This is a genomic window from Vibrio sp. 14N.309.X.WAT.E.F5 (genome assembly GCF_030397615.1).
In the GTDB taxonomy this organism is placed as follows: Bacteria; Pseudomonadota; Gammaproteobacteria; order Enterobacterales; family Vibrionaceae; genus Vibrio; species Vibrio lentus.
On record NZ_JAPNXR010000013.1, the window covers coordinates 98454 to 123611 of the forward strand.

Annotated in this window: 20 protein-coding genes; 4 read left to right on the top strand and 16 right to left on the bottom strand. The window is 43.7% G+C overall.

The genetic code is table 11. The features are described 5' to 3' along the window. The first annotated feature begins 33 nt into the window (after nucleotides 1-33). Nucleotides 34-2913 carry an aminomethyl-transferring glycine dehydrogenase gene (gene gcvP / locus OW495_RS15240; RefSeq protein ID WP_289887278.1) on the top strand — a complete coding sequence of 960 codons (2880 nt, stop codon included), beginning with the start codon at nucleotides 34-36 and terminating at the stop codon, nucleotides 2911-2913. A gap of 145 nt (nucleotides 2914-3058) precedes the next feature. Here the strand turns inward: gcvP and OW495_RS15245 are convergent, their stop codons facing one another. Together OW495_RS15245 and OW495_RS15250 are read right to left on the bottom strand one after the other, a co-directional pair. Beyond that, nucleotides 3059-3892, bottom strand: a complete 834-nt coding sequence (locus OW495_RS15245; RefSeq protein WP_102514559.1) for an alpha/beta fold hydrolase — start codon at nucleotides 3890-3892, stop codon at nucleotides 3059-3061. Between the two features lie 428 nt (nucleotides 3893-4320). Beyond that, entirely contained in the window at nucleotides 4321-4767 is a 447-nt protein-coding gene (locus OW495_RS15250) for a hypothetical protein (protein ID WP_076670255.1), read from the bottom strand. 385 nt (nucleotides 4768-5152) lie between these two features. Between OW495_RS15250 and OW495_RS15255 the strand changes: the two genes are divergently transcribed. Further along, a complete protein-coding gene (locus OW495_RS15255; protein WP_102513339.1) occupies nucleotides 5153-6535 on the top strand; it encodes an MATE family efflux transporter in 1383 nt (460 codons plus the stop codon). Between the two features lie 96 nt (nucleotides 6536-6631). Here OW495_RS15255 and OW495_RS15260 read toward each other — a convergent pair whose 3' ends face one another. The 11 genes from OW495_RS15260 to OW495_RS15310 form a co-directional block, all read right to left on the bottom strand. Next, nucleotides 6632-7192, bottom strand: a complete 561-nt coding sequence (locus tag OW495_RS15260) for a type II secretion system protein (RefSeq protein WP_102513340.1) — start codon at nucleotides 7190-7192, stop codon at nucleotides 6632-6634. 360 nt (nucleotides 7193-7552) lie between these two features. Beyond that, entirely contained in the window at nucleotides 7553-9079 is a 1527-nt protein-coding gene (locus OW495_RS15265; protein ID WP_170960670.1) for a methyl-accepting chemotaxis protein, read from the bottom strand. Between the two features lie 504 nt (nucleotides 9080-9583). Continuing rightward, entirely contained in the window at nucleotides 9584-10210 is a 627-nt protein-coding gene (locus tag OW495_RS15270) for a LysE family translocator (RefSeq protein WP_102513341.1), read from the bottom strand. 255 nt (nucleotides 10211-10465) lie between these two features. After that, nucleotides 10466-11326, bottom strand: a complete 861-nt coding sequence (locus tag OW495_RS15275; RefSeq protein ID WP_102513342.1) for a delta-class carbonic anhydrase — start codon at nucleotides 11324-11326, stop codon at nucleotides 10466-10468. Nucleotides 11327-11705: 379 nt separating this feature from the next. Then, entirely contained in the window at nucleotides 11706-12179 is a 474-nt protein-coding gene (locus OW495_RS15280; protein WP_289887286.1) for a hypothetical protein, read from the bottom strand. A 133-nt stretch (nucleotides 12180-12312) separates the two neighbouring features. After that, nucleotides 12313-12690, bottom strand: a complete 378-nt coding sequence (locus OW495_RS15285) for a VOC family protein (protein WP_102352203.1) — start codon at nucleotides 12688-12690, stop codon at nucleotides 12313-12315. 193 nt (nucleotides 12691-12883) lie between these two features. Then, nucleotides 12884-14920 (bottom strand): M4 family metallopeptidase, encoded by a 2037-nt coding sequence (locus OW495_RS15290; RefSeq protein WP_289887287.1) that lies wholly within the window; start codon nucleotides 14918-14920, stop codon nucleotides 12884-12886. A gap of 393 nt (nucleotides 14921-15313) precedes the next feature. Continuing rightward, nucleotides 15314-15670, bottom strand: a complete 357-nt coding sequence (locus OW495_RS15295) for a hypothetical protein (RefSeq protein ID WP_102513345.1) — start codon at nucleotides 15668-15670, stop codon at nucleotides 15314-15316. A gap of 222 nt (nucleotides 15671-15892) precedes the next feature. Continuing rightward, nucleotides 15893-16915 (bottom strand): tryptophan--tRNA ligase, encoded by a 1023-nt coding sequence (gene trpS, locus OW495_RS15300; RefSeq protein ID WP_099166706.1) that lies wholly within the window; start codon nucleotides 16913-16915, stop codon nucleotides 15893-15895. 224 nt (nucleotides 16916-17139) lie between these two features. Next, nucleotides 17140-17913 (bottom strand): hypothetical protein, encoded by a 774-nt coding sequence (locus OW495_RS15305; RefSeq protein ID WP_289887289.1) that lies wholly within the window; start codon nucleotides 17911-17913, stop codon nucleotides 17140-17142. Nucleotides 17914-18074: 161 nt separating this feature from the next. Next, complete coding sequence (locus OW495_RS15310; RefSeq protein WP_289887290.1) at nucleotides 18075-19406, bottom strand: D-serine ammonia-lyase; 1332 nt, start codon at nucleotides 19404-19406, stop codon at nucleotides 18075-18077. 276 nt (nucleotides 19407-19682) lie between these two features. Here OW495_RS15310 and dsdC point away from each other — a divergent pair, with 276 nt between their 5' ends. Continuing rightward, the gene (gene dsdC / locus OW495_RS15315; RefSeq protein ID WP_289887310.1) at nucleotides 19683-20618 is read left to right on the top strand and encodes a DNA-binding transcriptional regulator DsdC; all 936 of its coding nucleotides are present in this window, start codon (nucleotides 19683-19685) and stop codon (nucleotides 20616-20618) included. Between the two features lie 149 nt (nucleotides 20619-20767). Further along, entirely contained in the window at nucleotides 20768-21961 is a 1194-nt protein-coding gene (locus tag OW495_RS15320) for an MFS transporter (protein WP_102513349.1), read from the top strand. A gap of 18 nt (nucleotides 21962-21979) precedes the next feature. Here OW495_RS15320 and OW495_RS15325 read toward each other — a convergent pair whose 3' ends face one another. From OW495_RS15325 to OW495_RS15335, 3 genes are all read right to left on the bottom strand, one after another. Beyond that, nucleotides 21980-22762, bottom strand: coding sequence for a helix-turn-helix transcriptional regulator (locus tag OW495_RS15325; RefSeq protein ID WP_102513350.1), 783 nt, complete (start codon nucleotides 22760-22762; stop codon nucleotides 21980-21982). 37 nt (nucleotides 22763-22799) lie between these two features. Continuing rightward, nucleotides 22800-23333, bottom strand: coding sequence for a YbhB/YbcL family Raf kinase inhibitor-like protein (locus OW495_RS15330; protein WP_065112947.1), 534 nt, complete (start codon nucleotides 23331-23333; stop codon nucleotides 22800-22802). Between the two features lie 235 nt (nucleotides 23334-23568). Next, nucleotides 23569-24894, bottom strand: a complete 1326-nt coding sequence (locus tag OW495_RS15335) for an amidohydrolase family protein (RefSeq protein WP_192852585.1) — start codon at nucleotides 24892-24894, stop codon at nucleotides 23569-23571. Nucleotides 24895-25158: the final 264 nt, after the last annotated feature.

Consider the following 25158-nt stretch of genomic DNA (forward strand, 5'->3'; position numbering starts at 1 on the left):
GCTCACGGCTCCAAAGAGAAAGTAGAACATATCATGACTGAATTACTTCAAAGCCAATTACTAAAAGACTTGGGTACTCAAAACGAGTTTGTTGCTCGTCATAACGGCCCAAATAAAGCAGACCAGCAGAAAATGCTTGAAGCGATCAACGCGACTAGCTTAGACGCACTGATCGACGAAACGGTTCCTGCACAAATCCGTCTTGAAAAACCAATGACACTTGCTGCGCCACTGAGCGAAATGGACATGCTGACCTCTCTTAAAGAGATCGCTAACCTAAATCAAGTGAAACGTACTTTCATTGGCCAAGGCTACTACAACACATTCACTCCAAACGTTATTCTACGTAACGTTTTAGAGAACCCAGGCTGGTACACAGCTTACACACCATACCAACCAGAGATTTCTCAAGGTCGTCTTGAAGCTCTACTCAATTACCAACAAATGGTAATGGACCTTACCGGTATGGAAATCGCGAACGCGTCCCTTCTTGATGAAGCGACAGCGGCTGGCGAAGCAATGACACTGTGTAAGCGTGCTGGCAAAAGCAAGAGCAAAGTATTCTTCGTTGCTGATGATGTACACCCTCAAACACTAGAAGTTGTTAAAACTCGTGCTGAGTACATCGGTTTTGAAGTCATGGTTGGTGCTCTTGAAACACTTCCAGAGCAAGACGTATTTGGTGCGCTTCTTCAATACCCGAGTACAACGGGTGAAGTTCGTGACCTAACAGACATCATTGCGAAAGCTCAAGCTAACAAAACACTGGTTACAGTGGCTACTGACCTACTTGCTTCTGCTCTACTTAAGCCTGCTGGCGAAATGGGCGCAGACGTAGTTATCGGTTCAGCGCAACGTTTCGGCGTTCCTATGGGTTACGGCGGTCCACACGCTGCATTCATGGGTACTCGTGAAAAGCATAAGCGTACAATGCCAGGTCGTGTCATCGGTGTATCTATCGATACTCACGGTAACCAAGCGCTACGTATGGCAATGCAAACTCGTGAGCAACACATCCGCCGCGAGAAAGCGACATCGAACATCTGTACAGCTCAAGCACTTCTAGCAAACATGGCGTCTTTCTACGCGGTTTACCACGGTGCAGAAGGCCTACGTACTATTGCTCGTCGTACACACCACATGACAGCTATCCTAGCAGCTGGCCTGACTAAATCGGGTTACGAGCTAACGAATAACAGCTTCTTCGATACCATCACGATCAACTCTGAAGAGAAGACAGATGCACTGTACGCGAAAGCGCAAGCAGCAGACATCAACCTTCGCCTTCTTAAGGGTAAGATCGGTATCAGCTTAGATGAAACAACAACGATCGACGACGTGAACTCACTGTTTGCAATCTTCGACGTGAAAGAAGACGTTCAAGCACTCTCTTCTGACATTGCATCAAACGAGTTTGCAGCAATTCCAGAAAACTGCCGTCGTGAATCAGAGTTCCTAACTCACCCAGTATTCAATACGCACCACAGCGAAACGCAAATGATGCGTTACCTGAAACAGCTTGAGAATAAAGACTTCTCACTAACGCACGGCATGATCCCACTGGGTAGCTGTACGATGAAGCTGAACGCTGCTGCTGAGATGATTCCAGTAACATGGCCTGAGTTTGGTTCAATTCACCCATTCGCACCTCTTGATCAAGCAGCGGGTTACACTGCGCTAGCGAAAGATCTTAAAGAGAAGCTATGTGAAATCACCGGTTACGACGATTTCTCACTACAGCCTAATTCTGGTGCATCTGGTGAATACGCAGGTCTAATTGCGATTCAACGTTACCACGCAAGCCGAGGTGAAGGTCACCGTAACGTTTGTTTGATTCCAAGCTCTGCGCACGGTACTAACCCTGCAACAGCATCAATGGTGTCAATGAAGGTAGTGGTTGTTAAGTGTGATGAAGATGGCAACATCGACATGACAGACTTAGCAGCGAAAATCGAGAAGCACAAAGAAAACCTATCAAGCATCATGATCACTTACCCTTCTACGCACGGCGTATACGAAGAGCAAGTGAAAGAAGTGTGTGAACAAGTACACGCAGCGGGCGGTCAGGTTTACCTAGACGGCGCGAACATGAACGCTCAAGTAGGCTTAACTTCACCTGGCTTCATCGGTTCAGACGTATCTCACTTGAACCTACACAAAACATTCTGTATTCCACACGGTGGTGGCGGTCCGGGTATGGGTCCTATCGGTGTTAAATCGCACCTAGCACCTTTCCTACCAGGTCACATCGAAAACGGTGTACAAGGTTCTGACTACGCGGTATCAGCTGCAGATCTAGGTAGTGCTTCAATCTTACCTATCTCTTGGGCTTACATCGCAATGATGGGCGAACCTGGCCTAACAGACGCAACGAAAGTAGCAATTCTGAACGCGAACTACGTGATGGAGAAACTACGTCCTCACTACCCTGTTCTTTACCGTGGTACTAACGGCCGCGTAGCGCACGAATGTATTATCGATATTCGTCCACTGAAAGAAGACACAGGCATCAGCGAAGAAGATATTGCTAAGCGTCTAATGGACTTCGGTTTCCACGCGCCTACTATGTCTTTCCCAGTAGCTGGCACACTAATGGTAGAGCCAACCGAATCAGAAGATTTAGAAGAGCTAGACCGTTTCTGTGAAGCGATGATCGCAATCCGTCACGAAATGGCAGCAGTGAAAGCCGGTGAATGGCCACTAGACAACAACCCTCTAGTGAACGCACCACACACACAAGTTGACCTTTCAGGCGCAGAATGGAATCGTCCTTACTCTCGCGAACTGGCTTGCTTCCCATCGAAAGCAACCAAGAACTCGAAGTACTGGCCTACTGTTAACCGTGTAGACAACGTATACGGCGACCGTAACCTAATCTGTTCTTGCCCAAGCATCGACAACTACGAAGACTAATTTTGTAGATTTTGGCTAAACAAAAGCGAACCACTTGGTTCGCTTTTTTGTTTTTGGAGAATCAATCATTTCAAGCTGAGAGGTAAAGATCGCGCCAGCTAACCAACAATCCACATATCAACTTTCTATTATCGTTGTTGAATATCTAAGTTTTGGTGCTATTTGTAACGCCAGTAATAAACTTATCTACTTCCGTATAGAACTTGGCCGGATCGTTTTGCACCCAGTGGTTTGCGCCCTCAAATGAAACATTGTCTAACGTACTAATAAACACTTTCGCACGTTCACAACCCTCTAGGCTGTCAGTACCCCAAAAATATACTTTAGGTATGGATAAGTTTTCGAAGATTTGTCCCCAGCCAACCACGCCACGGATATCTTGAGTCGCATGTTGCCCGTAGATTTCACTGGCGGTTTGCCCAAGAACCTCTGGCTCACATCGTCTAACTGACGAAAGATACTTAACACCCGCTCCGTGCCCCCAAACCATGGCAAAACGTTTTGCGAAACCTTCTCCTTTCACCCAGTTCGCAAATTTGTCAGTGCTTAGTTCAGAGTATGTGTCTGCAATAATCTGGGATAGGATGATGCTTTCTTCATGCAGCCCGCCTTCAGCATTAATGAAACCACGCACGATACCTTTCGTATCGTATTCACAGACCAACGTCGATGTATCGCCTCCCCAAGAGTGCCCAAGTAGAAAGCAATCATGGATGCTCAATAGGTCGAGTGCTTTCAATATTCGATTTGCTTGAGTTTCTGTTGAGTGGGATATATTCGAAGCAGGAGAATAGCCATAACCACAAAGGTCGAACATGACTAAGTTGTAATTAGGGAGCCAATCTAACGCGTCGGCAAAACATACATGTGACTCACCCAACCCATGAATTAACACCAGTGTTTCCTGAGATTCTTTGATGTTGGTCGACAAGCAATAAAGCTGGTCACCATCAATCTCTAACCGCTTTTCTATCAGCAACTTACCCTCTCACGTCTAATCGCAGAATTTGAATTTATCTTAACGAATCCAACAAGATAATAAAGGTTAATTTGGTGAAGTTTTATAAATTCATTGACCTTACCGTAAGGGAAAGGTTTAAGGTTGAACTAAACCAACACTGAATTAGGAATCAATTATGGGATGTTGTAACAAAGCGCCAAAAGGTGGAGCCCCTCTTGGCTTACTTTTAAAAGTCACGCTTGGGATTGGTCTTTTCGTGTTTCTGCTGGCTTTGTGGCAGTAAATAGATAAATGTTTCACTTACAAAAAGCTTGCAGATTATAGCTTCTAACTGTTTATTGCCCGGGTGATAAATTAACTCTTCTCCGGGCGCGCATAGGAGGGCTTATAATAATTACCCACACCTCATTTAGAATACTTTTATTGGTGATATCCTCTTTAAGTTATTACAACTTCAAAAGAGCCATTACTCTTTGGCTATCTAAATGCTTATCTAGTCCCGCCATGCTTTTTATTACTTCAGGATGTGAGAACATCTCTTTACCTGCCACTTCACCCAAGATTTGAAAACTTTTTTCCAACGCAACATCTCCTTCATAAGCGATTGCATCTTTCGTTTGCTCCAAGCAAGCTTCAGTTGTCAGGCGCATAGATAACTTAGCGACATTTTTGTTTGACTCATCCATTTGACTGGGAGTAGCTGCAGAAACTTTGTCTACAGCAGGATGAGCAGACACAGCTAAAAACATCCACTTTACAAGCTCAACCCTGTCTTCTTTAGTTGTTGAGCTCACCAAACATTTCGTAAGTTCATCGGTATAAACACCAGCCACAGCATTGCCAGAAACTAGAACACTTAACAGAGTGCCGACAAGCGCCTTTTTGTTTTTCATTTTTACCCTTAATCTAATTGTAATGAACAGCCACAGAATCTCTGTGCTTGAAGGTAAAGACTTCTTCTGAAAATCTTATGCTACTGATTGTACACTCACTTGTAATTACATAACATAGAATGATATCAAATTTATAAATATTCATTTTAAAAATAAGCGTTTAGTCCAGTTCAGAGCGTTATCAATCATTGATTAATATGATTGAACTTTGTGTAGCATTCATAGAATTTAATTCTATATTTGAACAATCCGACTAACTTCACCCAAAGCTTGACCCTATACAGTAAGGTGTTTATATTATCGCCCGCCCAACGGGGCACATCCTAAAATGCACACCGGCCATCCTGCCATCATTCGTGTATTTATATTGGTGTTGTGAACTTCCATGCTAACGAAATTTCGTCCTTTTACTCGTGAATCGGGTGCGCTTATGCATCTTTCGATTCCAATCATTTTGACTCAAATAGCTACCCAAGCGATGGGATTTGTCGATACGACAATGGCTGGACAAGTAAGCCCTGCCGATCTTGCTGCTATTGCACTTGGCACTAGCCTTTGGATCCCAGTGTTACTGCTACTGCGTGGCGTGATTATGGCGTTAACGCCCGTTGTTGCTTACCATCGCGGTGCACGTGACTTCCAGAGTATCTCTGTTGAATTCTTCCAGATGGTTTGGTTGGCATTAATCGCGAGTGTGCTACTTATCGCTTACTTGGTGAGTGCTAAACCGATCTTAGAATGGATTGGGGTAGCCGCTGAGATCATCCCTATCGGCAGTGACTATGCGTTTGCCCTAGCCTTTGGTGTGCCAGGTATTGCCCTGTTCTACACTTTGAACGGCTTCTGTGAAGGGATGAACAACACCAAAGTTCCAATGATCATTTCCGTTGTTGGTCTGTTGGTAAATATTCCGGTCAACTACGTGCTTATCTACGGTAAGTTCGGCTTCCCTGAAATGGGCGCTGTAGGTTGTGGCTGGGCGACAAGCTTGGTGTACTGGTTAATGTCGGGAATGCTGTATTCCTACATTAAAGGCCATCATCACTACAAAACCATTATCAGCTTTGCAGATGCAAAACCAAAAGCAAAAGAGATGCTTCACCTTCTAAGATTAGGTTTACCTATCGGGATGAATATCGCGGTGTGTGGCAGTATCTTTGCGGTTATCGCTCTTATGATCGGCCGTATTGGTGCAGAGAACGTGGCAGCAGCGCAAATTGCACTTAACATCTCGAGCCTGACTTACGTGATTCCTATGAGTATTTCGTTTGGCATTACGATTCGTGTTGGACATGCATTAGGTGAGAAAGACGAACTAGGCGCAATTGAACGCAGCAAAGTCGGTATCTTGGTTGCGGCGTTGATATCGTTGCTTTCGGTTGCGATGTTCCTTCTGTTCCCTGAGTGGATCATTAGGCTTTACACCACCGACCCTGCGATAAGCGCAACGGCAGCGGTATTGTTGACCTTTACAGCTATGTATCAATTCAGCGATGCATTGCAAACGTCTACTAACGGCGCATTGCGTGGCTATAAAGACACTAAGATCCCGATGATCTTAGCTATCGCTTCATACTGGGGCTTGGCACTACCACTGGGTATGGTGTTAGGCTTAACAGACCACATTGTTCCTGCAATGGGTGAAGAAGGCTTTTGGATTGGTATTCTAACGGGCTTGAGCGTTTCAGCGACGTTGATGTTAATTCGCTTACGATACGTGATTAAGAAGCGTGACTTGCCACCAGCAGATGCTGCAATAGCAAACTAAGACAGACCAATAAACTAATACAAAAAAGCGCGTTACTACCAACCGGTAATAACGCGCTTTTTATTGAATTTCTATAAATCAGTTAATGTGTTTGGTTTAACACTCATCGTTAACTACTTGAACTGTACATACACAACCATTAACTGGGCATGTATCTCCACTTGTTCTACCACCAAAAGAATCATAGAGAACGTAACAACCGGATGGAAGATCGTCTATTATCGCGCCGCCAAGATCTCCAGTGGTAAACGGGTATTCATAACCAATCACTGTATATCTATTAGCAAAGTCAGACGTTAAGCTGTCATCGTCTGACAAGGTAAGAAAATCGAGCATTTTTAATGGTTTATCACCAGACTCTCCTTGACTTTCAGGGCATAGCGTTCCCCAGTCAACTTCAACACTACCGATACCAAAGTCAATCACATAGTTACTCTGATCACCTGGGTTTGTTGCGTCAGGATCAAGCCCTGCGATAATGGCCTTAGAGGTTACCTGAGTAATGACCCCTTCCATCGCACCAGCGACGCCCTCAAGTACCGCTTCTCTCGCTGACTCTTGGATATTAAGAAACCTCGGAGCTGCCGTAACAGCAAGAATCCCGAGTATGGTGATAACGACGATCAACTCCATTAACGTAAAACCGTTTTTCTTCATAACACCCACATCAAATGACAGCTATAGATACAATTACTGAATAAACTATCAATAACTATACATCGCGATGAGATGCGTAACACCTTATGTGTCGCGTCAAAGCTGCTGTTTAGTCGATTTTTTGAACTTGCGCATGTGAGGTAAAGGTAAGTAGCTCATTGTTACTGTCTTATTTATTCACATTGTTTTGAATAAACTAAATTGTCACGATGTAGCGATGCGGTGACATTATTCATTTCTGTTGTTCGCTATTGGTGTGTCTACGTCGGCATGTCGCAAAAAAATAGCGCTTATGTATGACATAAGCGCTATTAAACAACTGGATATTCACACATCTCTTAAAGATGCGTGTTGGGAAATCTAGATTTTAAATGAACCAACATAACGGTCGAGAACTTGTGATAACTCAGCCAATTTCTGACTTGATTGCTCTAACTTCTCACTTGCGTTCAAGCCATTTTTGACTGAACTATTAACCGTATCCATGTTCATGTTTATCTCATTCGCAACCGCTGATTGCTGCTCAGTTGCCGTCGCGACTTGAGTGTTAATATCAAGAATAGCCAATACTTGTGTAGAAATTTTTTCCAAAGCTTGGCGAGCCATTTCCGTTTCGGACGTACCCTCTTCAATTAAGCTTTTACTGTTACTCATCGAGCTGACTGCGTTCTTAGCTTCGGTTTGAAGTTGATTAATCATGGTGTCAATTTCATCGGTCGACTGTGCTGTTTTTGTCGCAAGATTACGAACTTCATCAGCAACGACAGCAAAGCCTCGGCCTGCTTCACCAGCACGCGCTGCTTCAATTGCAGCGTTAAGTGCAAGCAAGTTTGTTTGCTCTGAGATACCTCGAATAACGTCAAGAATAGTGCCAATCGACTGAGTATTATCAGCAAGGCTCACGATGATGTTAGAAGCACTATTCATCTCGGCTTCAAGGTTGGCAATCGAAGTTGTGGTCTTCTCGATTGTCTTGTGACCTTCTTGAGTTTCACTCGCGGCCATGTTTGCCGCACTTGCTGCACCTGCCGCGCTAGACGCAATTTCATTAACTGTAGAAATCATTTCATTCATAGACGTCACGACCAACATAGTTTGTTGATTCTGCTCTTGCCCTCTTTGCAACGCTTGTTGTGACTGTTCACGAAGACCAATCGCGGTGCTGTTTAATTCAACACCCGTATTCACTGTTTGTGTAATTATCTCGTGTACCTTGCCAACGAACACATTGAAAGCCGATGAGATTTGAGCGACTTCGTCATTCCCTTTGATCGGCAGACGTACTGATAGGTCACCATCACCTTCAGAAATATCGTGTAATGTGTTTTTCAACACCAAGAGAGGTTGCATCAGTTTGCTAAGAAGAAGCGATAAAACAATGAGGCAGACAACAAAAATGAAAACCATTGAAGCGAGCTGATAGCTAATAATACCATTCGTTGCTTGGCTCACTTCCGTGATCGGAATACCGATATCAAAGGTACCGTACAGCTGACCGTTGACATAGATAGGTGCCATAATGTCAAACACCCACACTTGTTGAACATCCGCGTACCATTTTGAATACTGTTGGACGCCTTGGGTTGCGCCTTTAACGGTATAGCTATCTTCATAAACTTTATTCAGTTTATTTTTGTCGCTGTGTGCAACAGCGCTTACGTTACTATCAATAACAATGGCATAAGTAACATCAGATCGCTGTTTCAGCTCCCCCACCAACTTTTGTAAGTCCTGAACTGGATTATCCGAATTCTCTAAGATATACCCAGCGTTTCCAGCCAAAAATTCGGCTTGAACTTGAGATTTGTTTAATATTATCTCATCAATTTTTTCGCTTGAAATGAAATAGGTTGACGCCATACTCGCAGCGACTGCAATGCCAAACATAATAAAAACGGCAAATAGGATTGTTTTCTTCATTTAGGTTGTCTCGACGCAAGTTTGTTAAAAGTTCTCTAAAGGTTTCAAAAAGCGAAACCAAAGCTCGCACGTTTTATCTCGTGTTAGAGCTCCCCACTAGCCCTTTATCTGTAAAAATCCCGATAACTTTAGCTAAATCATACGAAAAACATATGTTAATCACACTTATTTAACATGTGAGTGCATTCAACGCGAAACGAGCACTTGGAAATCTGATTAACAAATAACATCCCTGCTTAAGAGGTGTAGGTGAATAGCGAGTAGAAAATACGGAATAGAGAATAGAAAATAGAGGATAGAAAATAAAGAGTAGGTTTCGCGTATTGACCCGCAGAACCAGTACCTTGTGAAATGTTGGGGGGCTTGATGTAAATCGTTCACTTGTGAGTACTTAATATTCTCGCCTCTAGTTGATGCGATAACAAAAAAGCGAACCTTTGGGTTCGCTTTTTTAGTTAAATTAAGTCGTGTTTATCTGTTTATCGCGAGATAAGACCCAGCCGCAATCATTATCCCACCAGCACTTTGGTTTAATCTTTTATGTGCGCGTGGCGTTTTAAGTAACGCAGACATTCTGCCCGCGCCCAAAGCAATCAACATTAAACTGGACATCAGCGCAACAGACGCTAAAACGGACACCAAGACGATATCTTGTGAACGTAAAACCGTCAGATCAACGAAAGTCGGTAAGAACGAAATATAAAAAAGAATCACTTTAGGGTTTGATGCAGAGATCAAAAAGCCTTGTGCGAAACTCGCAAGTGCCGATTTCTGACTTTGTTTGGCAGCGAGCTCCGCTGAACCTTGCACTTCAGGCAGACTCTTAAACATCTTGTAGCCCAAGTAAATCAAATAAGCTGCACCAACGTAGCGAATCACCTCAAACGCAAAAGACCAATTATCAGCAATCGTCGCTAGACCAAAACAGGCTAAAACAAGATAAATAAGGTCACTGCATATCATTCCTAACGAAAGAGTGATGCATTTACGCCATCCGTGAACCATACCGCGAGCCAAAATGGCGAATACGCCAGGCCCCGGAGTAATACCAAATATAAACATGGCAATAAAGAATGTAACAGCCCCTTCTAGTGACATCCGCCTACCCTCAAATATCATTCAACATTATTAGTTTCGAACGTATCATGGAGCCTTGATTCGAGTAAAGAACGCTTTTTAACAGGAGCGATTCAAACGATTCATGTTTTGAACAAGTGTCACACGTAATTTCCCCGCTAAGCATGACCCGCAAAGCTAAAAGCTAAACCCAACGTGTTTTTCGTTAAGACATAAAAAAGGCGAACCTAGTGGCTCGCCGTTGCAAAATATTGACTACAAATCAACGTAACAAGATTAGTTCGCTATTGGTGACAACAGTTCAGGGTTTACGACTATATTTCTCACACCGTGTGCATGGTCTTCGTTAAAATCGTTTCCTTCACACCAGTTACCAACCGTCGCGATATTCACTTTCGCCACTTGTGGACGCACGCTCCAAGTCACTTGGAATGGCGAACCTTGCTCGTTGTAACCTGGGCCCGTTGTAGAACCTGCGTATTGAATCGCTGAGCCAGTATCTTGTGGGATATTTGGTGCTTGGTGCAAACCGTTGACTTTAGAGTGCTTAGCCAGTGCTTCAAAATCGAGTGCTTTGTCGTCATTCACCAATACGTAAACTTGGGTTTCTACACGCAATTGCGGATTGGTAATCGCATCGTTGAAGCAAGCACCAAGTGTTTCACCCGGTTCGACTTGTGCGGTTGAATACACGTAATGCACCTCGATGGTGTCGCCCGAATGCAAAGAACCATGATCGCTCGGACAAACCTTGCCCTCAAATGGTTTCAGCTCAGCAGAACTTAGCTTGCCTGTGTATTTAAAGCCACTCTGGAAACCTTTCCCGTCACCGTTGCCAGCGTATTGAGTAAACTCGCCACCTTTATGCTCTGCGTTCTTATGGAAGTGAATATTACATAAGTTCATGGCAGTTGAATCTGGCGCATCCGAAAACAGGCGAGCATTAGTACCCTCAAGTGAACCCAAGTCACGAGGAGCTTGTGGGCCAAAACCTTTTCCTTGAGTATTTTCAGATAGATTCGCTCTTTGCTCAGCGATAAAACTGTCTGCTACAGACTCATGGCTCCCCTCAGATGCGTTCGCTTGAGCAGCTAACATAACCATCGCGACGCTTAAAAATGCACTCTTATTCTTCATATCTCTTCCCTAGAATATTGATAACAAAACCTAAATAACGGACTTAACCGCAAACATACTACTATGCTCACAAGTGAATATCAGACATTGTCTTTGTAAGATTAGATTTCACGGCTTACTTTGGGGAGAGTATTAAAACCCTTGATGCATATAACAAGTCAACTACGGTAAATACGGCGTGTCCATTCCAGAAAAAACAAATACCTACTTTGCTGACTGTCTCTTGACTCAAGCCGACAGACAAGCGAACGACACGCTATAACCAGAGCTACGACCAGAGCTACGACCAGAGCTAACAGTAAGCTTCTGATATAAAAAAGGCGAACCGTTTGGCTCGCCTTATTGACTGGTTCGATGTTCTTCGTTCTGAGCTCTTCACTCAACCATGACCTGTGGCAAATATTCCAAAGGTCAAGATGTTCAATGTGTCTGTCACACCCTCTAACGATTTAATGACTTTCTTAGTCGGCTCATTGTTAAGTAATAGGTAACTTCCAAGCCCTTTCTCATTGTCGGTCTCGACTTTATCTTCAGTCACTTGTTTAGCTGCTACTTTAGAAACATTTACTTCAGAAGCGTGAGTTTGAGGTGCACTTCCTTGAATAGCATTAGCTTGAGAAGATTCAACTGGTTCAGTTTGTGTCTTGCCGTTTATATTGGATTCTTTAACTAAATCAGCATTTGTCTCATCAGTAGACTCAGCAATGACGTTTAGATTCGTCTCTTCTTCGATAGTGTTAGATTGAGTGTCTTCGTTGCTCAATGTCTTTTCATCGATTTGTTCATTACTCGTTGTGGAGCAAGCGGTTAAGAAAAACAGACTAACGATGAATGTGACTAGGTTGCGCACCATGACGATAAGGCTCGAATTAATAAAACATTGTTCAATTGTAATTTATTTGCCTTGCAACATCTAGCTCAAGCGGCTTTGAGTGCGAAGTTATCTGCTCGTAAACAAACCAAAAAATGGAGTTTGACTCTGAAACCTAGTAATTCGAAATCTCAATCAGATTGCCATCAGGGTCTCGAACATAAACGGAGACAATTTTCCCCGTCGCACCTGTTCGTTGTACTGGCCCTTCTTCTATAGTGACTCCTTGAGCTTCAATATGTTCTATCGCCTTTGCCATTGGTGTGTTGGTAATAAAACAAAGATCAGCACTACCCGCTTGCACGTGCTGCGCTTTTGGTTCGAACTCATTACCTCGTTGATGAAGGTTTATCTTTTGGCTACCAAATGATAAAGCTAAGCGACCTTCTCCAAATTGGATGGGGTTCATGCCTAACACGCGCTGATAAAAATCCACCGTCACGGTTAAGTCTTTAACGGTTAACACCAAGTGATCTAAATGACTGATTTCCAATTTATTCATCCTTGTTTCGTCGTTACTAGATATTGCATGCTGAATAAGCCTAAGGCACATATTCTAATGTTGGACGTGCTGACACAAGGTCAGCATACATCTTCACCTCTCACTTTGAACGAATAAAGGGAGCACAAACTGCACTCCCTTCTCATCGGTTTTAGCTCACTTAAATCACTTTAAGTCGTTTTAACTAGTAACAAGCACCTTCAAATACCCAATACCAATAGTTATTGAACGGGTCTGCTCCCCAGTTATCCGCAGACGCTGAGAATCTGTTGCCATAGTATTGAACTGCCGTACCTGCTGGATAATAGTAGTTTGGGTTCCACTCTTGAACGTTATCGCACAAGCCTTGTGGCTCAGGTTCTGGTTGAGGCTCTGGCTGTGGTAATTCTAAGTCAGCACTAACCGCAACATACGCATCCATCGAGCCTTTAGAGCCAGAAGCCATCACATATATATCAGCACCCTGCACGCCATTTAGACCACAATATTCACGATTACCTTGATTGGTAGAGGCGCAATCGTAATCATTTAGTGATGCTGGTCGACCGACTGCAACGTACATGTCTACATCACCGTATCCATTGTAAGTTTGAACCCAAACTTCATCGGCCGGTACGTTCTTAAGTACAAACTGTTGCTGATCATCACCTTCTGCCTGAATAGGTGTCGGCATGTTTATCTCTAGATCCACGACGCCAGGTGTTGGTGGATTAGGATTCGGGTTTGGCTGACCAGAACCACAGTTTTGTACATCAATACCCACTTCGCTAAACGCAGATTTCACTGCAGAGGTCTCATAACCTAGCTTTTCAGCGGCTTTGCACACCCCGTTGGCACCTTGTTGAAAATCTGAGTTTGGTGTCCAGTAAAGTTGGTTAGCCGTTGCATAAGCCTTGAAGGCTCTTTTGATGTCCCAACTGTTGCTTGTTGCTAGGTGGTAGAACGCTTTATTAAAGATCCCTGAACTATGGTGAACATCAATGCCATTGTAATACTGGTTGACGTGACCGATAGACATACCATCTTGGCTCGGTTTAATGAAATAACGCATTGCATCGCTATGCTTCATTACATGTTCGCCCATCTTCCAATTGAAACTACCGTGCACATATTCACTTAACGCTGCTGCAGCCACGTCCGAGAAAGATTCGTTCATTCCGCCCGACATGCCACGATATTCAAGACCCGAGTTTTGCTCAGTAAAGCCGTGACTCACCTCATGAGCAATCACGTCCCACGTCGCTAATGGATACATGGATTGGTTGCCATCACCAAACGTCATTTGGCGACCATCCCAAAATGCGTTTCCATAGTTCGAACCATAGTGAACACGCATAGTAAGCTTTTGCTGAATAGGACGTGTGTTCAACCAATCTTGGTACATGTCGAACACACGTTGACCAAAGTAATGTGCATCGTTCATTGGCGCATACGCACCGTTGACGGCACGATAATTATTAACGTTGCTCCCACCATTATCGTTACAACTAAATTGATGTACTTGACCTGAACTCTGCTGGTTGTTCATGTTAAGCGTTATTACGTCTTGGCTGTCCATCTGGCAATACGAGTTGACTTGGAATCCGCCAAACTGCGTATTCGATCCAAAGTAATAACGGCCACTTTTCTGGTTTCCTCCAGGCCCTTCTGCTTCAATGAATGCAATTCCTTCCCACTGGTCGAGCAACTCGCCAGATTTCGCGTCAACGAGTGTAATCGGTCGTGACGGCGCCATACCTTTCGTTTGTAGGAAGTCAATCTTATAAATAAGGCGGGCTTGTTGCTGTTCATCAAGCCAAATTCCAAGTTCAGTATTTGGACTGTGAATGGTCGCTGCCGCTACACCTTGATATTGTGATTTAGCAATAGCGAGTGCTTGCTGAGCGTTGATCATTGGCAATGTTGAGCCGATATCAGCTTCGATATCCGTTAACACTTGTCCATCTACTGCTTTAGCAATGCCCTTCTGGGAAAGATCAACCACTACCGATTGACCGTAAACCGGAATCCCATAGTGGAGTTGTTTCTTACGTAGGAGTGTTGTTGTACCAGTATCCACACGACTTGCATCTTGGTAAGCAAGTGGTTGGCTTACAGCGGTAAAACCCTGTGTTGTTTGATTGAGTACTGTAGATAAATCGACTTGCGAGTAGTCGACAACATTGGCAGCTTGAGAAGTAAACGCTATCGGAAATAGCATTAGTAAATGTGCACCACGCATACGTCACCTTTATAATTATGTTTTTATAAATTCATCCACTGGATGAGCGCGTATCTTAACGATAGAAAATCCATATAAATAAATACACCTAATTGCATATGTGATATCGATTCAGAACATAGTTCCTAGTACAATTAAAAATGAGAATGGCAGTCAAAAATCAATAATTTCTTATACTTATCAACAACTCAACAAATAGACCTAAAATATGGAGGGGTATCTAATTTTCGATGATATGCACAAATTTCATGCTTCAAATCGTTACGAGATTCAGTATCGATATCGATTGTTAATTAGCAGCACCAACTCACCCTCACAAGATTCAACTCCCGCAGTCACAAAAGATGGTATCGAGTAAAATAATGATGAGGGTGTGTTGGCGGTGTTTCGGACTTAGTGTTTAGTTTTGTTGAGCGTGTAAGTGACCAAGCTATCGTCCGCTATCTTAAACATCCAAGTATTATCGTTGTCGGTAAACAGATACTCATCCTTGGACGGGGTTTGCGTCAGCTTAGCGATGAACTCGGATAACTGAGGCTCGGATATACGAAAACTCCCCTCAGAGGTGTTGATGTCTAAGTCGTTATTCACTTCAATCTGCAACGTTGAGCTAGGCAAGATGTCGGGCAACCAACCTCTATCAAACAAACGATCTTGTTGAGCCAATTGGTAAGTTGCGTACTCGTCACTGACCACATCAGAACAGCCCGAGGCTAGAAGTAAGATTGGGAGTAATAATTTGGTTTTCATTTAGTTCCATCATTTGAAGAAAAGGCCTCATTCACTCGCCCAGCCATAAAAGCATGAAAAAATCAGCAAGCGAGTAACAAGTGCCGTTACAAAAGCGATGTTATAAATTAATCACTATTCCCATTCAACGTAATTGACTTTATTTACATATAACCCACACCAAAACCATTGATAATTTGAATGTTAAGCACCAGCATTTGTGTGCTATAAATAGCCTTGCAATCAGAGTATATTCAGCCCAAACACGCCCTTTACATCAAATAATACATTTGCTGTTCTTTCTCTCGATACCTGCGTGCCTTTGCGTAAGATATCAATCAGCTGAGCCTTGTCGTCTAACAGTTCAGTTCGGCGCTTTCTAATCGGTCGAATCATATCCTGTAGGCATTCTTCCAACACCTTCTTAGTTTGACCATCACCTAACCCGCCTCTGCGGTAGTGATCTTTTAGTTCATTGACATAGTCAGCGTCAGTGTGAAAAGCATCAAGATAAGTAAACACGATGTTCCCTTCTACTTGGCCCGGGTCTTCGATTCTTAGATGATTTGGGTCGGTATACATGGATTTGACTGCTGCACGAATCTCTTTTTCTGTCGCGCCAAGGTTAATAGCGTTGCCCATTGATTTAGACATCTTACTTTTTCCGTCAGTACTCGGAAGTCTTGAAGCATTGCTAAGCAGCGGTTTACACTCATTTAAGATGGGCTTGCCCGCGAGTGAGTTTACTTTTCTCACAATCTCATTGGTCTGTTCTAGCATTGGCAATTGATCGTCGCCAACAGGAATCAAGGTTGCGTTAAACGCCGTGATATCAGCCGCTTGTGAGATGGGGTAAGTCAGAAAGCCAGCAGGGATTGAGCGGCCAAATTCCTTATTCTGAATTTCGCTTTTAACAGTGGGATTGCGTTCCAAGCGAGCAATAGAAACAAGGTTGCTGTAGAACATAGTGAGCTCAGCCAATGCTGGCAGCTGTGATTGGAGACAAATGGTTGTCTTTGTCGGATCTATACCTACCGCAAGATAGTCAGCGACGACATTAAGAATGTTGGACGAAACCTTTGCTGGGTTATGAGCATTGTCGGTAAGGCCCTGCATGTCAGCGACCAGTATTGTTTGGTCGTGATGGTTCTGAAGAGACACGCGTTGCTGTAATGACCCGACATAATGACCAAGATGCAGTGGTCCTGTCGCGCGGTCACCCGTTAAGATAATTTCAGGTTTGTTGGTATCTAGAGTGGTTTTCATAGGTGTCTCCAAGTAAAAAAGGCTACTGGAGATAAAAAGAGATTACATTCTAGCTACCTTCCAGCAGCTTAAGAATGTAAGTATTCTGTGCTGCTCTAATTAGAGCACCACCAGAAGAAAATTGAAGTTGAAGCGGAAGTAAATTTCATCCTAAAAACGTATCAATAATGGCCGTGAGTCACAACCATTATTTACACATTGTCTTACTACAGCCAAATAATACGTTATTTACACAGAGTCGTAATTCTAGCGAACATGGCTTGATTGACTGAAAAGTGCGTATTCAAAAAAGCCAATTGCGCGAGTGCCGATTCAGGCGTTCTGTCATAGCCTTGTGTGAACGTTGGCAATAACTTAGCAAATTGAGGGAAACGCGCCTCTAGCCTTCTGTCCGACATAAATTCATCGACGAATTCTGGCTCAGACGCTTCAGTTTGATCGACAAGATCGATCAGACGATCAAGCGCGTAGGATTGAACAAAGCGAGAGCCTGAAAGCTTCTCACCACGATTATATCGGCTCATGCCAACATAAAGATTGGTTAACGCCTCGCCGATGATCCACTCTTGAGAATTCGTTTCAGCCGCCCCTTTTGCTGGTGGAACACAACACTGAGTATCAAAGTCGGCTTCCTGCCAAACAATTCGACCTTCAGCAAACGGAATATGTGCTAATTCGTGTGGTTCAAACACGGCAAACTCACAAAATATTCCATCAGCGTACAAGACTTTGTAGCCATCGACAGTATTTCTCACGGCATAGTCGATTGGAAGAATGTCAGACAACCAATGCAAGCTGTCTAAGAAGTATTGTTTGTGCCCCGTTTGCACTATTGCGAAGAAATCCACATCTGAGAACTGATCCAATCGCTCCGTTTCAATGCCAACAGAACCTAGCCCCAATAAGGCATGTGCCCTACCAGAAGCTTTCAAAGATTCCCCAATGGCATCTAGGCGCTGTAAGAGTTTTTCTGGTGTATTTGGCTGTTGTGCTTGCATCGCTCTATCCCTATCAAGTTGAATGCCACTCAACCTAACTGATAGTTAGAACATCTATGAAGCCCAATTTATAAAATATGTGTTTGGGATAACGATCTGCGCAACTTATTGCTTCGTTTAAACTCATAAATCATCAATCAGTGTCCGACTTTCTATCTGATTTACACCGAAGACTTAGCTAAATACGCAGCCATTTCTTGCTCTGGCACCATGCCGCCGCCTGTCGCCCACACAAGATGCGTCGCGTTGGCTAACGTAGAATCATCAATGCCTAACCGCGCCAAATACTCACTGTTGTGTTCAACATGTACAGCTCCCGGCATACCCGCCAGTGCAGAAGGCTCCAATTGAATTCCCTCCGCTCGATTCAGTTCACTTAGCAATTGATACATGCGTTCGTCGGTTAACGTGTAATAGCCGTCGAGTAAACGCTCCATTGCTCTTCCAACAAAACCTGAAGCTCGACCTACTGCGAGTCCGTCTGCGGCAGTTAGGTTATCAATACCCAGATCTTGCACCGCGATTTCGTCATGTAAACCGGTATGGACTCCCAACAACATACAAGGCGAATGTGTGGGTTCTGCAAAGATACAGTGTACATGGTCACCAAAAGCCATCTTTAGGCCAAATGCCACACCACCGGGGCCACCACCTACACCACAAGGCAAATAAACGAACAGCGGATGGTCTTCATCGATCAGAACCTGCTGCTGTTCAAACTGTTGCTTTACTCTTTGCCCCGCCACAGAATATCCAAGGAACAGGGTTTGTGAGTTTTCATCATCAATGAAGAAACAACGCGGGTCTTGCTCCGCTTCTTTACGGCCTTGCTCTACCGCAACACCATAATCTTGCTCGTACTCAACCACATTGACGCCATGCTCACGCAGTTTGTTTTTCTTCCACTCTCTCGCATCAGCCGACATGTGAACCGACACTGTAAAGCCTAACTTGGCGCTCATGATGCCAATCGACATACCTAAGTTACCCGTTGAGCCTACGGCAATGCTGTACTGTTTGAAGAAATCACGAAACTCTGGTTTTAGCAGTTTGCTGTAATCATCGCTCTCACCCAGTAACCCCGCTTCAAACGCTAACTTCTCGGCGTGTGTTAACACTTCGTAGATACCACCACGTGCTTTAATTGAACCCGAAATTGGCAAGTGACTGTCTTTTTTCATCATCAAGCGACCTTTTATCGACGACTGATAATGATCATCTAATACTGATTTCATCGCTGGAATTTCAATAAGCTCAGATTCAATAATGCCATTGGTCACTTGTGTTTCAGGGAATGCCTGCGCCAGATAAGGGGCAAACCTTTGTAATCGCAGGCTTGCATCTTGAATGTCTTCTTCGCTTAACCCCACATAAGGTAAACCCTGTTCTAACGTCGTGATGTTTGGGTTAAACCAACTCACCTCTTGCAAAGCGGTCAGTTGCTCCAACAAAGGAAATTTATTGGTCAGTTCAGCGATATTCAATTCAGTCATGGTTATCTTCTTTGATAAAGGAGCGATCGATGCTTAAAAAGTAGCCAGTTGAACAAAAGACCAATCGACTCAAATCTAATCACAAGGTTTCGTTGCTATTTAAACGCTATCTGAGCGTTTGTTCAAACGACAAAAACTCACATTCACATGATATAAATTCACCTATTGTTCCGATTCTTGACTATTTACGCAAAAGAAAGCCACTATGAGTAACTATTATTCACGTATGGTTTTATAATGTTGTGGTCTGTTCATTCCAACAATGGTGTTTCTAATATGTATAGCCAAGACAATGTGTACTCCAAAAACCAGCGATTAAACAGTCAACAGCTATCAAAACTGCACACGTTCGAAGTCGCAGCAAGGCATGGTTCATTTTCTTTGGCGGCGCAGGAACTCTCTATGACACCCAGTGCCATATCTCACCGCATCAACAAGCTTGAGCAAGAGATGGATGTTAAGTTGTTTGAACGTGCACACCGCAAGATCTTACTCACCGCCGAAGGCAAACGTATCTATGCCGCGTTGAGTCGAACCTTGAACGACTTAAACCAAGAGATTTTGGATGTTAAGAATGAAGAGGTTTCAGGCACGCTGACGATTTATTCACGCCCGACATTCGCGCAGAGTTGGTTGGTTCCCCGTATTGCTAGATTTAAACAGCGCTATCCAGCGATCACACTAAAACTACTCACCGGCAATGAAAACATTAGCTTTCAAGGCCACGGGATTGACATCGCCATCTACTACGATGACCAATTGCCCGATAAGCTTTGCTGCCAAACATTTATGCAAGAAAGTATCACTCCCGTTTGCTCTCAAGAGTATGCAGATAACCATGAGCTTCATAACAACCCTGATAGCTTAATTAACGCGACCTTACTGCACGATAACCAAGCGTGGAATTATGACTCAAGCCATAGCGAGTGGGCAGTATGGGCGAATGCTAACCAATTTGATGAGGTGAGTTCAGAATCCAATATCGAATTCGATCGATCCGATCTGGCTGTATTGGCTGCGATAAATCATGCGGGCGTAGCCATGGGTAGGCATAGCGTGGTTTCTCAATACATTGAGGCAGGCACTCTTATTGCGCCTTTTAACGCACAACCCATTGTGTGCAAACAACAATATTATTTCGCGACACCGACAGAGCAGCACTCGGCCAAGGTCTCGCTATTTATTGATTGGGTTTTAAAACAAGTGACGTAAATCGTCATAAAGTCAGTGAATGTTGAGGAATAGCAGCGTCATTACCGTTTAGATGACTAATTAACCTCTTTTTAACAACGGTAATTGTGCAGCAACTCAATGCCCTGTAGGCTAGCCTCTCTTCTCATAAGCAAACAGTAGAACACCCTATGAGCGCCTCACTTCGTAACAGCATTTTCGTCATGTTAGGGATTCTATTCCTTTCACTTAACCTTCGTGGGCCTTTTACTAGCTTGGCTCCTGTGCTTTCTCAGGTTATGGAAGGGCTCAACCTTAACTCTTCTGCTGCTGGATTCTTAACGGCTTTACCGCTGCTAACGTTCGCCTTGTTTTCGCCGTTAGTCACCAAAATATCTCAACGAATCGGCCTTGAGCCAAGCCTGCTGTTAGCATTAGTTTTGATCACGACAGGTATCACGCTGCGCTCTTTGGGAATTATTCCAACCTTATACATCGGTACGGTGATGATCGGAATGGGCATCGCGATTGGTAATGTTCTTCTACCTGTTGTGGTTAAAATCAGTTTTCCGACACGGATTGCTACGGTTACGTCTCTGTATATCTTTACGATGGGTATTGGTTCGACGTTAGGCTCAAGTTTGATGGTGCCATTTTCAGATCTAACCTTATTTACGCTTACAGGTTGGCAATTAGCACTGTTAATGAACCTCGTATTTCCAATACTGGCTTTGATGATCTGGTTACCTAAAATCAGAAAACGTTCCTCTTCTGCCACCAATAAGAAGCAAGAAGATAAACCGCTACCGATGAAAAAGATGATTAAGAGTAGTGTTGCGTGGCAAGTGACGCTAGCTCTTGGGCTTAACTCATTTACCTTCTACTCTTTGGCAGGCTGGTTACCACAAATCTTGAACGATCTTGGCTATAGCGAAATCGATGCGGGTTACATCTACGGGTTTCTACAGTTTTCAACCATGGTTCCAGGCCTACTTTTACTGCCATTCTTAGGTAAAAACGATAATCAACAATGGCTCATTACCCTTTGTACTTCGAGCGTGTTTATTGGATTGATTGGCCTACTGTATTTGCCTGAGTTTGCGATATTCTGGGTGGGATTATTTGGACTGGCAAACTGTTCGACCTTTATTATTGCGCTTTCTTTTGTGGGTTTGAGAACATCGAATAGCAGCCAAGCGGCTTCACTGTCTGGTATGGCTCAGGGCATTGGTTATGCCTTAGCGGCAACTGGCCCAACTTTGGTCGGTAAGCTTCATGCTTTGACTGATTCTTGGAGTGTGCCCATTCTATTGATCGCTGCGGTCGCGTTTGCTTGTACGATTTTCGCGGCACTGGCCGCAAGAGACAAGAAGATCAATGTGTAACAAGACCTCCCAAGTTCGTTAATTAGTCGTCACTGTTTTAATGTAATCACTCGGCGTTAGACCGAACTTACCTTTAAAGCGTTGACTAAAACGCCCTTCGGATTGGTATCCACAAGACTGAGCCAACATTGCGACATTCTGTTGGCCATGTTGCATCAAATATAAAGCATGGCTTAAACGTACCTCAGCCAGTACTTCTCGGTACTGCTTCCCTTCGTGTTTTAGTTTTCGAATCAGAGTCGCGCGGCTCATTGCAAAATGTTCTGCAACCGCTTCAAGTGGGTGTTTTTCATCTGGCGAACGTGACAGATAATGACTCAATTTCTGGCTAAAAGAGGCATTAGCGCTCACAAACAACTGGTGCAATGCGCCTTTTTCAGCCAACTGTTGATACAAGCCCAGCAGCCAAAACTGTTGTGTCTCTTTGCTCATGCTCTGCACATCAAATGAAAACAGCGCATTCAGTGATTCTTGCAATGCTCGATCAGCGTCTACAGTTGGTAATGATTCACTGCTTGCCCTTTCCTCGCTCAGTTCAAGCATGGCTTGAGTTGGCTGATAGTGGAAACTGAATACACGAGATAGAAAACGGCCTTTATGGGGTAAGTTTTCGAAACTCAGCGAAGCAGACGCCTCACACAATAAGAGCTGAGAGTGAGAAAGATCAAATGGCGACTCTTTCCAAAACAATCGCTTACTACCAGTAATGATCTGAATAATACTCGGGGAAAGAATCCTCACATTACGCAACTTTTGTAGCTGCTCAGCACGAAATGTCGTGACTTGATATTGGTGATTCATCTTTCCCCCTTTCTATACTAAAAAGCTGTGATTATCGTTAGCGAGTATAAGTCGCGGTTAGTTTTGCTTTGTCTAGCGCCATGCTATTCAACGTAAAGCCAACAACGGCAGACGGCGTGTTTTCATCAAGATTCAGTTTGTCTGCTGGCAACGCCCAGACAGTAAATTGGTAACGGTGCATACCGTCATTTTCTGGAGGGCACGCACCACCAAAACCAACCGTGCCGTAATCGATGCGCCCTTCTTTACCACCCAACTTAGAGATATCGACACCACGAGGCAATTCATTTACCGACGCTGGAATATCAAACGCAACCCAATGCCAGAAGCCACTCTCAGTCGGTGCGTCAGGATCATAAGCCGTTATCGCGAAGCTTTTCGTTCCTTCAGGTGCATCTTTCCACATCAACTGTGGAGATAGGTTACCCCCATCACAGCCCCAGCTTGAGTATTCAAATGTTTTAGCCATTGGATGGCCTTCTTGAATATCCTTACTGGTGAGCTCAAACGCTTGTGTGGAGCCTGCTGCTAAAAGACTAAGTACCAATACTGATTTAGTGAATGCTTTCATGATGTGTTCCTCTGATTAGGTATGAGTTAAGTATATTTACTCAGACAGGAACGCGCCCAACATTAAGTATCATATTAACTCAAATATAAGCAACCAATGATACTTTTTGATTTTATCCCAATTTAGTCAGGGCTCTATAACGAACAGAACCAACGAAACAAAAAGAAAACAAAAGCAAAACAACCGGAAGTATTAAAACGTTCCGGTTGATCCTTAAGTGCGATTTTTCAGTGGCTTAGTAATACGAAACGACTTCACCTTCAATTTTCACTATCTCTCCATCTTTGATAATGGTTGATAGGTACGTTTTTGGTTGAGCCACGATGTTTATATCATCCAATGGGTTAGCCGAATACAGAAGTACGTCAGCCATTGCTCCTTCCTCAATTACGCCCACTTTGCCATAAGGGTTGCGTTTGCCAGTCAGTTGTAGAATTTCGCTGTTAGTACCCGTCGCTTGAATCAAGATCTCTGCTGGTGTGAACCACTTTTCACGTAAAGCCAAGTCCTGTAGTTGTTGCTCTCGGTTATCTAAACCTTCCAACAAATCGGTTCCCCAACCCGTCTTAACATTGTATTTCTTAATATGGTCAAAGATATTGTCTAGATTATCCCAACCTTGCTTAGCTTTAGGGTAACGTGGGTCGTTTTTATCTATCGTGTCGAGCAGCTGTTTGAACACTAACACTTGGATCGAAGTATAAAGCCCTCTGTTGGCAATCATTGCGAATGTCTCTTCATCGGCCATTGCCGCATGCTCGATGGTTTTTACACCCGCTTTGATGGCTCTTTGAATGCCTTCCGAAGAGTGAGCATGAACCATCACATAAGTACCGTAGTCAGAGGCAACTTTCACTGCCGCTTCTATCTCTTCCAACGTGTATTCGTTCACGTATAGCGGATCTGTGGTAGAGCTAACACCACCCGTTACGGCCATTTTTATTTGTGTGGCGCCTTGGTAAAGGTTGTTACGTGCAGCTGCCAATACTTCATCGGTACCGTTCGCTAAAATACCAATGCCCATCTGTTCGATTGGGTCTACTGGACCACCCCACTCTTTAGGTAAGAAGTTCGGGTTTCTGAAATCAATATGCCCTGAGTATTGGCCAATCAGAGCCTGTGATGGATAGATTCTAGGCCCCGGTATGAACTTATTGTCGATGGCCATTTTTAACCCAGCGGAATTCCCTGCCGCATCTCGAATCGTTGTAACACCACGAAGTAACATGTCTCCAAGTTCATCTACCGCAATCGCATCGACGTATTGGTTTGGTGCTCGTAAAAGTTGGCCTAAAGGGAGTCCGAGCGTTGAGTGCCAATGGTTGTCGATGAGTCCAGGAGTCATGGTTTTCCCTTCGCCATTAATAATCGTCATGTTTGGCAGTGCTGCTAAGTCTTCGCCAATTTGTTTGATGATATTGTCTTCAATGATCACATCCATGTTCTTCTGTAGTTGCTTTGATGTGCCGTCAAAGATGTCTACATCCTGAATAAGAATGTCCGAAGCGAAGCTAGGAGTTTGGACTGCAAGTAAGATGGCGCATGCCAATAATTTTTTCATGAGTAACCTTTACGTCAATTAAAATGAGTCACTGCTCCCCTCTAATATTTGCCAAAATATATAGTGGGTGCGTTTTGATGGGGTCACTTTAACGACCAATAAGATCACTAACATCACAATCGAATAAAAACGTCATTACAATTAAATAAAACAATATAAATCAATTGCTTAAATAAAAATCTCAGAGGTGGTTTGTGGGTGTTTTATATGTTTTTTATGTGGGTTTGATATCGTAATTTCTTTATCTATCTTTTCGTTGCGTAT